10 protein-coding genes are annotated in these 12148 nt (G+C 55.6%); 7 read left to right on the forward strand and 3 right to left on the reverse strand.

Features of this window, described 5'->3' with window-relative positions; all coding sequences use genetic code 11:
- Positions 1–16 precede the first annotated feature (16 nt).
- Positions 17–943 (forward strand): NAD-dependent epimerase/dehydratase family protein, encoded by a 927-nt coding sequence (locus H573_RS0106290; protein WP_027873522.1) that lies wholly within the window; start codon positions 17–19, stop codon positions 941–943.
- Here the strand turns inward: H573_RS0106290 and H573_RS17265 are convergent.
- Complete coding sequence (locus H573_RS17265; protein WP_051171056.1) at positions 940–1806, reverse strand: MaoC family dehydratase; 867 nt, start codon at positions 1804–1806, stop codon at positions 940–942. The genes H573_RS0106290 and H573_RS17265 overlap by 4 nt on opposite strands.
- 148 nt (positions 1807–1954) lie before the next feature.
- Here H573_RS17265 and H573_RS0106300 point away from each other — a divergent pair, with 148 nt between their 5' ends.
- Positions 1955–2986: an AraC family transcriptional regulator gene (locus H573_RS0106300; RefSeq protein WP_027873523.1), complete on the forward strand. Its 1032-nt coding sequence runs from the start codon at positions 1955–1957 to the stop codon at positions 2984–2986.
- Positions 2987–3019: 33 nt separating this feature from the next.
- Here the strand turns inward: H573_RS0106300 and H573_RS0106305 are convergent, their stop codons facing one another.
- Positions 3020–4405, reverse strand: a complete 1386-nt coding sequence (locus H573_RS0106305; protein ID WP_027873524.1) for a 3-oxoacyl-ACP reductase — start codon at positions 4403–4405, stop codon at positions 3020–3022.
- A gap of 170 nt (positions 4406–4575) precedes the next feature.
- Here H573_RS0106305 and H573_RS0106310 point away from each other — a divergent pair, with 170 nt between their 5' ends.
- Complete coding sequence (locus tag H573_RS0106310) at positions 4576–5874, forward strand: acetyl-CoA C-acetyltransferase (protein ID WP_027873525.1); 1299 nt, start codon at positions 4576–4578, stop codon at positions 5872–5874.
- A gap of 739 nt (positions 5875–6613) precedes the next feature.
- Positions 6614–7084, forward strand: coding sequence for a Dps family protein (locus H573_RS0106320; protein WP_027873527.1), 471 nt, complete (start codon positions 6614–6616; stop codon positions 7082–7084).
- A gap of 24 nt (positions 7085–7108) precedes the next feature.
- Here H573_RS0106320 and H573_RS18900 read toward each other — a convergent pair whose 3' ends face one another.
- Entirely contained in the window at positions 7109–8254 is a 1146-nt protein-coding gene (locus H573_RS18900) for a GGDEF domain-containing protein (protein ID WP_084497953.1), read from the reverse strand.
- A gap of 222 nt (positions 8255–8476) precedes the next feature.
- Here H573_RS18900 and H573_RS0106330 point away from each other — a divergent pair, with 222 nt between their 5' ends.
- Genes H573_RS0106330 through H573_RS0106340 form a run of 3 tightly spaced genes read left to right on the forward strand, consistent with a single transcriptional unit; the run spans position 8477 to position 12147 of the window.
- Complete coding sequence (locus tag H573_RS0106330) at positions 8477–10639, forward strand: FAD-dependent oxidoreductase (RefSeq protein ID WP_027873528.1); 2163 nt, start codon at positions 8477–8479, stop codon at positions 10637–10639.
- Positions 10640–10643: 4 nt separating this feature from the next.
- The gene (locus H573_RS0106335; protein ID WP_027873529.1) at positions 10644–11444 is read left to right on the forward strand and encodes a DUF547 domain-containing protein; all 801 of its coding nucleotides are present in this window, start codon (positions 10644–10646) and stop codon (positions 11442–11444) included.
- Positions 11437–12147, forward strand: a complete 711-nt coding sequence (locus H573_RS0106340) for a TIGR04283 family arsenosugar biosynthesis glycosyltransferase (protein ID WP_027873530.1) — start codon at positions 11437–11439, stop codon at positions 12145–12147. Before H573_RS0106335 ends, H573_RS0106340 begins: the two co-directional genes overlap by 8 nt.
- The last annotated feature ends 1 nt before the right edge of the window (position 12148 follow it).

A 12148-nucleotide genomic window follows, 5' to 3' on the forward strand; every position in this document is an offset into this window, starting at 1 on the left:
GAATAATGAGGCAGCTATGACCCTTTCTCCTGTTGATATTTCCGGTAGTCGAATCCTTCTCGCTGGCCCCGGTGGCCAAGTGGCCGCGCCCATTGTCGAAGCGCTTGCTGCGCAGTGTGAGCTGACCGCGGTGGCGCGTTTTTCTGACGAGAAACAGCGTCAGGAGCTCGAGGCAATGGGCGTCAACACTGTCAAAGGAGACCTTGCTGACCACCGCAGTTTGCAGGCCTGCCCCAGTGACGTGGACTACGTGATCAACCTAGCGGTGGTCAAAAGTGGTGACTTTGACTACGACCTGAGAGCAAATGCCGAAGGCATCGGGAATTTGATGGCGCATTGCCGCAGTGCCAAAGCCGTGCTGCATTTCTCATCAACGGCGGTCTATGAATACGCCGGGCAGCCGCCGCGCGAAGAGAGTGCGCCGCTGGGCGATAATCACCGTGCAATGTTCCCAACCTACAGTTTGTCGAAGATTGCTGCTGAGTCGGTCTGCCGTTTCGCCGCTCGCCAATACGGTATTCCAACGACGATTGCCCGCTTGAGCGTCCCCTATGGCAACAATGGCGGTTGGCCGTTTTTCCACCTGCTAATGATGAAAGAGGGCATGGAGATTGACGTCCACCCGGAGGCGCCGAACTTCTATAACTTGTTGCACAGCAGTGACTACATCGAGAAACTGCCCTACCTGCTGGCTGCGGCCAGCACAGAGGTGTGCACGGTAAATTTTGGCGGCTCGGAAGCGGTGAGTATTGAGCAGTGGTGCGAATTCTTGGGCGAGCTCTGTGGCTTGCAGCCGCGCTTCCGAGACAACCCACAAGCCTTTGGTAGCTTACAAATCGACACCGAAAAAATGCACGCACTAATCGGGCCGACTAAAAAAGACTGGCGCCAGGGGCTGCGCGAAATGGTCGAGCAGCTGGCGCCAGACTTACTGCTCGCCTAGGCGCTGATCGGCGACAATTCCCCGATCAGGTGCGGCTTGCCGCTAGCGGCGTCACGCAGTTCAAATACGGTGCTATCGGGGCCTTTTTCGTAGTGAAGTTCGGCCTTCGACGGCAGAAACACGGGTGTTTTAAATTCCACGCGACAGCGCAGAGCGTCGCCGTCATCGATGAGTTTCGCCATACAGGCGGCCTTACTCCACATGCCGTGCACCACCATTTTCTTAAAGCCCAGCACCTTGGCGCTGAGATCGTGTAAGTGAATGGGATTGAAGTCGCCCGAGGCAAGGGCGTAATGACGAGCCGTACTGTTAGGGATGTGCATGGCGTCTTGGTTAGCATAGCGCCGGGCTTCGCGCGGCTTGCCCTTCGCGGGTTTGGCGATCCCGGTCTTACGTCGCGACAGGTACTGGCTGCGGTCTTCCCAAACACACTCATCGCCAGCGTAGACGAGACATTCAAATGTAAACTCAACCCCACGCGCAGTGAGTTCATGGTCGCTCAGACGGCACACCATGCGCAGCGCTTCGCTGCTGCTGATGGCGCGGTGCTGAATGATTTCATTGTTCAGATGTACACAGCCCATTGCCGCAACGGGAAAGTCGCGCTGTATCATTAGCTGCATCTGCAGCCGGAAGGCCATAATATGCAAAAAACTCGCGGGCAGGGTGTTGCCGTCCAGGCTAAAGCCACAGGACTTGGCATAGCGTTTGAGCTGTCGTTGGCTGTAACGCACTGGCGCCAGCTCAATGCTGCGCTCAGGAAAGTTAAGCGCTTTGCTTTGGCGCTTGGGTAATGCCGCTCTGGCGAGGAGGGGGGCGAGGGCCGGTAGACGTTTGATTTTTAGTTCCTGAGCGACGCTCATGCTACTCTTACTCCTTATTCGGTGCAGCTTCACAGTATAATCAATGCTGAGCAGTAAATTATTTGCTGATAAGGCAGAATTGATTCTGCGCTCCGGCCAATCCCTGCCATGAAGTCAGCGTCTAGAGCAGCCATAGATAGCGAGTGTAATGAGCGATTCCACGGAAAAAGGTTTTTCAGAACTGAGTGATTCCAGCTTCCTGATCCAGCTGGCTTACCCGGCCATTCAAGAGCTGGGATTGGATGTTGAGCGGATTGTCAGCGAGTGCAAAATTTCGCCCAAGCTGTTGAAAGATCGCAGCGCGCGTTTCCCCCACGCCGCGCAGGTGCAATTTTGGCGCGTGTTAGAAGAAGTGAGCGGCGACAAAAGCATTGGCTTGCACCTGGCCAATCATGTACCGGTATACCGTGGTCAGGTACTGGAATACCTATTTCTGAGTAGTCCAAGCTTCGGCGATGGTTTGCGCCGGGCGGAAAATTATCAGCGCTTAGTGACTGATGCCATGCAGTTCAAGCTGCACGTGGAAGGCGATGAAGCGCGTGTGGTGCTGGATTTTATTGGCGACAGTGAGGCAGAGCTGCGTCACCGCGATGAGTGCTTTGTGCGTTTTATGCAGCGCTATTTTGAAGCGTTGACCGACGGCGCGTTTCAAACCCGAGAGATTAATCTTGGCCACCCGCCGCAGGGGGATGTTGCCGAGTATGAAAAGCACTTCAACTGCCCGGTACATTTCGACGCCAAAGAACAGAGCTTGGTATTTGCCGCCGATATTCTGGCAACACCATCTAGCCATGCCGAGCCGGATTTGCTGAAACTCCATGAAAAAGTTGCCAGCAAGCAGCTTGAGCGACTCTCTCGTCAGGACGTCGTGGGCGATGTTAAACAGGTGATTGCGGAAATGCTTGAGCTGGGGCAGCCCAGTTTGGAAAGTGTGGCAGAACGCCTGGGAATGAATGAGCGAGTATTGCGCTCGCGCTTGACCGAGGCGGGCACCAGTTTTAACCAGGTGTTGGCAGATTATCGCTGCATACTCGCCAAGCGCTTGTTGTCGCGCACCGATGAAAGCATTGCCGATGTGGTGTATCTTACCGGGTTTTCCGAGCCCAGTACCTTCTATCGGGCATTTAAACGCTGGACCGGCCTGACGCCCATAGAGTATCGCCAACAAAAACAACAGTAGGCGGCGCGCAATGCCCCGCCCACTGAAGCCGTCTTAGGCGCCGAACCAGGACTGGCCGCACACACGCAGTGTATTGCCACTCACCCCGCGAGAGAGGGGGTTGGCGAAGAAGGCGATCGCCTCGGCAACGTCTACTGGCAGCCCGCCCTGGGACAGCGAGTTCAGGCGTCGGCCGAACATCCGGGTGAACAGTGGAATGGCTGCCGTCATTGCGGTTTCAATAAAGCCGGGGGCGACGGCATTGACCGTAATATTGTGAGCGCGTAGCTGTTCGTCATTCTTCATGAAGTCAACGTAACCGATGACACCCGCTTTTGATGCGGCGTAATTGGTTTGCCCACGCTGACCACCAATACCGTTCATTGACGATACACCAACGATGCTGCCGCCATTGCGAATAAGGCCCTGGTCCAGCAGTTCACGCGTAATGCGCTGTGCGGCGGCCAAGTTGATATCCAGCGTCATTTGCCACTGCTGCTCGGTCATATTGGCAATGGTTTTGTCGCGAGTAACACCGGCGTTGTGGACGATGAGATCGATACCGCCTGCCTGTTTAGCGGCACTGGCAATCTTGGCGGGGGCGTCTTCAGCGGTGATGTCTGCGATCAGGGGCTGGCCACCCAGGCGGGTCATCACTTTCACAAGGTCGTCTTCCATCGGCGCAACATCGACGCCGATAACGGTGGCGCCATCGCGCGCCAGCGTGTCGGCAATCGCTTCACCAATGCCGCGAGAAGCGCCGGTCACCAGAGCGGTTTTGCCCGCCAGAGGTTTGTGCCAATCGACATTGCCAGACTGCTCGACGGCGTTAACGGCAATGACTTGACCAGTGACATAGGCTGATTTCGGCGACAGGACAAAACGCAGGCTGCTGCCGAAGTCTCCCTCGGCGCCGCTGGCAACAGTAATCAGTTGTGCAGTGCTGCCGCGCGCACCCACTTCTTTTGCCAGTGAGCGGCTCAAGCCTTCCAGTGCACGCTGGGTGGCTGCCTGCTCGGCGTTGTCGGCGCCCATGTGCGGACGACCCAGGATAACGATGCGGCCGCCGGGGGCCAGTTTGCGAATGTTGGCATTGAAGAAGCGGTAGGCAGCAACCAGCTCTAGTGAGTCGCGCATGCCGGTCGCATCGAATACTAGTGCGGCGAAGGGGGCGTCGCTACCATTGTCTTGTGCCAGGGCAGTGCATTGCAGACGGGCATTGTCGTCGCCGACTACCTCTGCGTCGCTCTCGGCGAGAATTTTTGATACCTGTGCCAGCAAGGCGGCGTTGTCGCCAGCGCCGAGCAATAAGCGCCCTTTGAAAAAGCTGCGCTGGGAGGGGGTGTAGCGGGCGAGTTCACGAGGAGCGTTGACGCCCAGTGCGCCAAGTACCTTTTTACCTGCGCTGGAATTAATAAAGTTCTCGATACGGTCAGACATAAAATGACTCCTGAATGAGGGTGTGCCCTGTGTTATGGGCGGCAATTCTACGCGCAGACCGCCGGTGGTGAATTGACATCGCCGCCGCTGCCGCCGTGTCGCCTCAGCCAATGTGACCTTGCTGCGGCTTGTTACACTGCGCCACCTGACAAAACACCTGAGGATCTGTCATGGCTCAAACCATCAAGCGCGTCGCTATTATCGGCGGCAACCGCATCCCTTTTTGCCGCTCTAATACCGCTTATTTCGGTGCTAGCAACCAAGACATGCTAACCGCAGCGATTGAGGGCTTGGTTCAGCGCTACCAGCTCCAAGGCCAGCGCCTTGGCGAAGTTGCCGCTGGTGCGGTAATGAAGCACAGCCGTGACTTCAACCTTACTCGCGAATCGGTACTGAGCACTTCTCTCGACCCCGCAACGCCTTGCTTCGATGTACAGCAGGCCTGTGGTACGGGCTTACAAGCGCTGAACTTGGTTGCCAACAAGATTGCCCTCGGGCAGATCGATGCAGCGATCGCCGGCGGTGTGGATACCACCTCCGACGCTCCTATTGGCGTGAGCGAGGGGCTGCGTAAAATTCTATTGCAAGTGAACAAGGCGCGTAGCCTGGGCGAGCGCGTTAAGCCCTTCCTGCAACTGCGTGGCAAAGATCTGGGTGTGCAGATCCCTGTCAACTCAGAGCCGCGTACTGGTATGTCGATGGGTGAGCACACCGAAGTGACTGCAAAAGAGTGGGGCATTCCTCGCCAGGAGCAGGACGAGCTCGCATATAACAGTCATAAAAATCTTGCCGCTGCCTATGAGCGCGGCTTGTTTGAGGACTTAATTACGCCTTTCAATGGGGTGGGACGCGACAATATTTTGCGCGCAGATACGACCATCGAGAAACTGTCGACCCTGAAGCCTGCCTTTGACAAAGAGAGCGGCCAGGGTACGTTGACCGCGGGCAACTCTTCAACACTCACCGATGGCGCATCGGCGGTATTGTTGGCAAGTGAAGAGTGGGCCAAAGAGCAAGGACTGCCGATTAAGGCCTACCTGAGCTTTGTGGAAACGGCAGCGGTCGACTTCTTTGGCAAAGACGTGGGTAGCGAAAAAGAAGGCCTGTTGCTGGCACCGGCTTATGCTGTTCCGCGCATGCTCGCTCGCGCGGGTCTAACGCTGCAAGACTTCGATTTTTATGAAATTCACGAGGCTTTTGCCGCCCAGGTGCTGGCTACACTGAAGGCCTGGGAAGACGAAGAATTCTGCAAACAGCGCTTGGGTCTGGATCGGGCGTTGGGCAGCATTGATCGCAGCAAGCTCAATGTGAATGGTAGCTCTTTGGCCGCTGGCCACCCCTTCGCGGCGACGGGTGGTCGTATTGTCGCGACGCTGGCGAAAATGCTGGAAGAGAAAGGCAGCGGTCGAGGCCTTATTTCGATCTGTGCCGCCGGTGGCCAGGGTGTAACGGCGATTGTCGAACGCTAAGGCATAGCCATTGCGGTACACCAAACGGGGCTTCGGCCCCGTTTTTTTTGGCACCCTGCGATGCCTCTTGCTTATGGCCTTGCCCTTGTTTAGGGATGACGGCGATATTCTTGGCCACAGGCTAACCGCGCTTTGACATATCTTTACATGTGCCTTTACAGGCTTCCTTTCAGACCTCCCTACTGCCGTCCCTTTCCAAACGATTCACAACTGCCAAACTCATAGCCAACGACAGCCTCGTCGGCGCAGGCGCTGCAGGCATTGCCATAGGTTTTGTGGGTGGGCGCCGCACAGGGCTGAGTAACGCACTGAATGTGGCTGTCGAGGTGGCCACACACCGGCCGATACTCGCGAGTACATATTTCTGATCGCGGTGACTCGCAGTGGATGAAGCCTTCGCGAGATGCGTCGCTTTGGGCGGGTGGAGTGGAACACGCGCTCAGCAGTGTGAGCGACAACAAAAGTCCGGAGAGTCGAAGGTTCAGGCGCTGCATAAATAAGCTCGATAAAAAGAGAGTGCTGTCATCATAAAGCGGCAGGTGCGTTTGCGGTAGTCGCGATTGTTTTTGGCAATGGCCCCTATAGATATAAACGAATATTCCTATCGGGTGTGAATGCGTAAGCTGAGAACTGTCGATACTGACAGCGATTTAATCGGCTAAGGTCGATCTCGCGTAGGAAAGACACGTCGTCCAGCAGACGGCGTGAGATGGAGTCAAAAACGACAATAGGAGTCATTATGCAAAAGATAGATATCGGTATTAACGAAGCAAATCGACAGCAGATCGCCGACGGCCTGAGCCGTCTGCTGGCAGATTCCTACACGCTCTACCTGCAAACGCACAATTTCCATTGGAACGTTACCGGGCCGCGGTTTCGCGACCTGCATTTGATGTTTGAAGAGCATTACACCGAGCTCGCCACTGCTGTGGACGATATTGCGGAGCGCATTCGCACCCTGGATGTTGCCGCGCCAGGCACCTACAAGGCCTTTGCGTCATTGAGTAAGGTGCAAGAAGTGGATGGCGTGCCCAGCGCCGAGGACATGGTCGACATTTTGACTCGCGGCCATGAACAAGTGGTAAAAACCTGCCGAGAGGTGCTCAGCACGGCCGCTGAGGCCGGCGACGAGTCGACCGTTGCGTTAGTTGGAGACCGTATGCGCATTCACGAGAAAACCGCGTGGATGTTGCGCGCAACGAACCGCTAGTCCGTTGGGCTTTAGCCGTTTTCTTTATACCGGGGAGGGTGCGGTCTCTACTTCGCGCTCCCCGCGCTTCACTCGGTACATGCTTTGGTCTGCGACCTTCAACAGGGTCTCGTAGTTGTCGCCGTGCTCGGGGTAAATAGCGTAGCCAACGCTGGCGCTAACTTGGTGCTCGACATCGCCAATCCGCAAGGGGTCAGACAGTTTGCTGACCAACGTTTGGAGTCGGCTTTGAACCACACTAAGCTGACCTAGGGACTTGAGCATCAGTGCGAATTCGTCGCCACCAAGGCGGGCGACGCAATCATCTTCTCTTATCTCCAAGCGAAGCCGATTGGCAAAGGCGATTAATACTTCATCGCCGAAATGATGACCGAATTTGTCGTTCGCTTCTTTGAACTTGTTAAGGTCGAAATAGAGGATAGTAAATTGTCCCTGACCACGGCGCTCTGCGTTGGATATTTCGCGGTTGATCACTTCGATAAAATGACGGCGATTGGCGATGCCAGTCAAACTGTCATGGTGCGCCAAATGAAAGTATTTGTTTTGTTCTTTGCGCAAGCGCTTGCCCAAACTGCGGCTGTTTAGCTCATAGTAAACCGCTATAAATATGATGAAGGCATGCGTAGTGAGGATGCAGAAGAACTCAGCTAAACTCTGGTTGCTCCCTACGATAATATTGCGATATTCGAACCCCAGTTCACCGGCAATGAACATAGCTGAGCCAATAACAAGAGAAAAAAGGCTCCAAAGAATGCCCGCGCCAGCCCCAAGACTCATTGTCGCTAGCGCTGGAATGACCACTGAACAAACTACCGCAGGGGAACTCAGGCCACCGGTGATTATGACAACGTAGATTAACCCGCCGGACAACGTTGCGATAAAAATGTGCATGGCGAAGTGTCGCTTTGCAGCGATACGCAGTGTTAGTAATGCCGTGGTGATGCCAATGCTAAGGCTCAGGGAAAATTGATTGATCAAGCGCTTACCATCTTCCTTTAGGGGAAGCAGAGTTTCGGTGGCGGCCATCAACACGATTAGATAGGCAAAACTACCCAACAGTATGCTGATGAAGAAACGATATGAGGCTTTTTCGGGGCTACCTTGGCTAACGCCAGGAGGTATCCATGGGTCTATCACCCTAAGCAAAAGGGATTGAATCTGTGTGATCATCGCAGGCGTCTTTCCAACATTATAATTGTTTGAGGGTTCCGTCTCTCATTTGCCGCTGCTTGGTACCACACCCTCCATTTAGGGCAGTGGGGATAATACGCAGTTTTTCTGATTTGTGCCATGAGCGGTGAGGCCTCCGCCGATGTGTAACGGCAGGGCGCCTAGCGCGTCATAGGTAGGTGCATTGAGGTAATGCCTCGCGGGAATCTAATTAGGTGGGTCATGAAAAAGAAAATTTTGCTAATAGTGCTGATGCTAGGCGCTGTGATACTCCTTTCGAGTAGTGGGCTAGGAGACTACTTGAGCCTGGACGGCTTAAAACAAGCTAAAACGCAGGTGACGGCGTTTCAAGCTGCCCATCCAGCGGTGTTTTTCGCTTCGTTTTTTCTGTGTTATGTGCTGGTGACCGCGTTATCGCTGCCCGGGGCGGCGGTGATGACGCTAGCGGGCGGAGCATTTTTCGGCTTGTTGCAGGGGCTGCTGTTAGTGTCTTTCGCCTCGACTATTGGTGCGACGCTCGCGTTTCTCGTCGCGCGCTACTTGCTTCGCGATAGCCTGGTGCGGCGGTTTCCACAGCGCCTTCAGCGCATTGATGAAGGGGTGAGTAAAGAGGGTGGCTTCTATCTGTTTACCTTGCGCCTAGTACCGATTTTTCCGTTTTTCCTAATCAACCTACTGATGGGCTTAACGGCTATGTCGGCGCGACGCTTTTACTGGGTGAGCCAGTTGGGGATGCTGCCCGGCACTGCGGTCTATGTGAATGCGGGCGTTCAATTGGGCAGCCTGGAAAGCCTTTCCGGCATTTTATCTCCGGCGCTGTTGTTGTCCTTCACCCTGTTGGGGGTCTTCCCGCTTATTGCTAAGCGCGCTATCGCCTTCGTCAAGGCACGGCGTGTGTACCGCGGGTGGTCGCGACCCAAATACTTTGACCGAAACCTGGTGGTGATTGGCGCCGGCGCAGCCGGGCTGGTGACCTCCTATATTGCGTCGGCGGTGAAGGCGAAGGTCAGCCTCATCGAAGCAAACGAGATGGGTGGGGATTGCCTGAACACCGGCTGTGTGCCGAGTAAGGCACTTATAAAGTCGGCCAAGGTGGCGGCTACCGCCCGGCGTGCCGAGGAATATGGATTTGAGGAACACAAACCAGCGTTAAACCTCCCGCGTTTGATCGCCCGCGTCCGTGACGTGATTGCAGCAATTGCCCCCCACGACAGTGTGGAGCGCTACACCGAGCTGGGGGTTGATGTGATTCAGGGCCACGCCAGGATTGTCGATCCCTGGACGGTGGAAATTAGTCACAGTGATGGAGGCAGACGCCGCTTAACGACGCGCTCAATTGTCATCGCGGCGGGAGCATCGCCGACTGTGCCGCCGCTGCCGGGCATGGCCGAACTCGGGTTTGTTACCAGCGATACGCTATGGGATCACTTGGAGCGCTGTGAGCGGCTGCCCGAGCGAGTCGTCGTTCTTGGCGGCGGGCCTATTGGCTGCGAGCTAAGCCAGTGTTTTGCTCGGTTGGGCAGCGTCGTGAGCCAGGTCGAGATGCTGCCGCGGCTGCTGCTGAAAGAGGATGAGGATGTTGCAAATTTTGTTACCGAGCAACTGCGCCGCGACGGGGTTGATGTGCTGTGTAATACCCGGGCCGTGCGCTGTGAAATGCGCGATGAGGAAAAGTGTTTGATTGTCCAACACGAAGACGCTGAGGGCGAATCGGCAGTCGCCTACGACCTGTTGATCTGCGCGGTAGGCCGCAGTGCCAGGTTGACCGGGTTTGGCTTGGAAGACTTGGGGATCGCCACCGACAGGACGGTGGATACCAATGAGTACTTGCAGACCTTGATGCCCAATATCTATGCCGCAGGTGACGTTGCCGGGCCGTATCAGTTTACCCATGTTGCGGCGCATCAAGCGTGGTATGCCAGCGTTAATGCCCTGTTTGGGCAATTTAAGAAATTTGCCGTAGATTATTCAGTGATACCTTGGGTGACCTATGTCGACCCGGAAGTGGCGCGTGTGGGCTTGAATGAGCAGGAAGCCAAAGAGCAGGGTATCGACTACGAGGTCACGCGCTACGGGCTGGACGATTTAGATCGAGCCATTTGCGACGGCAACGCGCAGGGCTTTATCAAAGTTCTTACCCCAGTGAACAGTGACCGCATCCTGGGCGTGTGCATTGTTGGGAGTCAGGGCGGTGATTTGCTGGCGGAGTTTGTGCTGGCGATGAAACACAAGCTCGGTTTGGGGAAAATATTGGCGACGATCCACCCCTACCCAACCTGGGCAGAGGGCAATAAATACCTTGCAGGTGAGTGGCGCAAAGCCCATCAGCCGGAGCGAATATTGCGGCTCTTGGCGCGTTTCTTCCGCTGGCAGAGAGGGGGGTAATCGAGTGGCGAAGTCAGTTTGGTGGCGGACGCTGGCGTTTGCGGTATTGGCGATTGTTGCGCAATTTTCACGGGCTGACGATCAGCACGCGCTCTGGCAGAGCCTGTTGTCCAAGCATGTGTATTTAGCTGAGGGTGGCTACGCTACAACGGTCGATTACAGCAGCTTTGCCAAAGACCGTGCCGTGCTTGCACGTTACCTCGAAACGTTATCTGCGGTGTCGCCAGTGGAATTTGACCGCTGGTCTGATGCGCGGCAGTTGGCTTTTTTGATCAATGCCTATAACGCTTGGACAGTGGAGTTAATTTTGCGCCATTACCCCGGCATCGATTCCATTCGAGAGATTGGTGGCTGGTTTCGCTCGCCCTGGAAGCTGGCGTTCTTTGAGTTGCTAGGCAAGCGTCGTAGTCTCGATGAGCTGGAACACGAAATGATTCGAGAAAATTATGCCGAGCCTCGTATTCATTTCGCGGTAAATTGCGCCAGCATCGGCTGTCCCGCGCTGGCCAGAGAGCCTTATCGAGGCGATGAACTGGAGCGTCAGCTGGAAGCCGCGACCCAGCGATTTTTATCAGATCGGCAGCGCAACGGCCTAAGCAAGGGGGCGTTACGGGTATCGCCAATATTTGATTGGTACGAGGAGGATTTCGCCAAGGGCTGGCGAGGCTTACATTCGCTGTCAGATTTTCTTGCCCATTATGCCAACGTGCTCGGTTTAACCAGCGCGCAGCAACGGCAGTTGCGCAGCGGCGCCTTGCGCATTCGCTATAGCGACTATGATTGGGCGCTGAATAAGCGTGACTGAGTCTAGCAGCCAAGGTCCGCCGTTACTGTCGATCATCGTTCCCCTGCTCAATGAGCGGTCGCTATTGCCTGCTGTGCTACCCAACATTTTGCGTTTGCAGCAAAGCCACGGCATCGTAGAGTGGCTGTTTGTCGATGGGGGCAGTTGCGACGGCTCTGTCGAGTATTTGCAAGCGCAGGGCTTGCGCGTCATTGCCAGTGATGCCGGCCGCGCTCGACAGATGAATACCGGGGCCGCACAGGCGAGCGGAGCATGGCTGTTATTTTTGCATATCGATACGCTACTCAGCACAGAGGCGCTGACGGCGTTGCGACGTCACTGCGAGGAGCGGCCGCCCGGCTGGGGGCGATTTGATGTGCGAATACACGGGCGCTCGTCAATGCTAAAGGTGGTTGCAAACATGATGAACTGGCGTTCACGCATTACCGGTATTGTGACCGGTGATATGGGCATTTTTGTTCACCGGGAGGTATTTGCGGCCGTGTCGGGTTTTCCGGAGCAACCGCTGATGGAGGATATCGAAATCAGTCGACGACTGAAGCGAACGGGTCGACCGCACTGTTTATCCCAGCCGGTAATTACCTCTGGGCGACGCTGGGATGAAAAGGGCGTGTGGACGACAATTCTGCTGATGTGGCGACTGCGAATTGCCTATTTTATGGGTCGTTCGGCCGACGATATTGCGCGCCGCTACTACGGTTAAG

Origin of the sequence: Neomelitea salexigens DSM 19753 (genome assembly GCF_000422345.1) — a bacterium.
Lineage (GTDB): Bacteria > Pseudomonadota > Gammaproteobacteria > Pseudomonadales > Spongiibacteraceae > Spongiibacter > Spongiibacter marinus_A.

Excerpts from the sequence above, each read along its gene's own strand:
- H573_RS18900 (WP_084497953.1), bottom strand. The coding sequence starts at position 8,254 with ATGATCACACAGATTCAATCCCTTTTGCTTAGGGTGATAGACCCATGG.
- H573_RS0106310 (WP_027873525.1), top strand. The coding sequence starts at position 4,576 with ATGGCTCAAACCATCAAGCGCGTCGCTATTATCGGCGGCAACCGCATC.
- H573_RS17265 (WP_051171056.1), bottom strand. The coding sequence starts at position 1,806 with ATGAGCGTCGCTCAGGAACTAAAAATCAAACGTCTACCGGCCCTCGCC.
- H573_RS0106290 (WP_027873522.1), top strand. The coding sequence starts at position 17 with ATGACCCTTTCTCCTGTTGATATTTCCGGTAGTCGAATCCTTCTCGCT.
- H573_RS0106300 (WP_027873523.1), top strand. The coding sequence starts at position 1,955 with ATGAGCGATTCCACGGAAAAAGGTTTTTCAGAACTGAGTGATTCCAGC.
- H573_RS0106320 (WP_027873527.1), top strand. The coding sequence starts at position 6,614 with ATGCAAAAGATAGATATCGGTATTAACGAAGCAAATCGACAGCAGATC.
- H573_RS0106305 (WP_027873524.1), bottom strand. The coding sequence starts at position 4,405 with ATGTCTGACCGTATCGAGAACTTTATTAATTCCAGCGCAGGTAAAAAG.
- H573_RS0106330 (WP_027873528.1), top strand. The coding sequence starts at position 8,477 with ATGAAAAAGAAAATTTTGCTAATAGTGCTGATGCTAGGCGCTGTGATA.